Here is a 230-nt window from a genome sequence, read left to right on the forward strand (position 1 = left end):
TCTGAAACACGCGATGTTCTCCGGATTATTATGAGGCAGGGCATTCAACAATAAACCGGAAGCGGAAGAAGATCGAGGGGATGTTAACAGAAGCGGGATGCATCTCATCCCGCTCATGCTTAGTCGACGTATTTCATTGCGACCCTTGAGGTAAGGCGCGTGATAAGTTCGTAAGCACTCACTTTTGTTATTTCAGCAATACGCTCTACCGGCAGGCCTTCACCCCACAT

The 230-nt window shown here is 48.7% G+C and carries 1 pseudogene; it reads right to left on the minus strand.

What is annotated here, in order from left to right:
• Window positions 1-119 precede the first annotated feature (119 nt).
• Window positions 120-230, minus strand: a pseudogene (gene alr, locus RTW80_RS31125) (alanine racemase); the annotation flags it as partial.

It is taken from the genome of Escherichia sp. AM3, assembly GCF_032029835.1.
Classification (GTDB): Bacteria; Pseudomonadota; Gammaproteobacteria; order Enterobacterales; family Enterobacteriaceae; genus Escherichia; species Escherichia coli.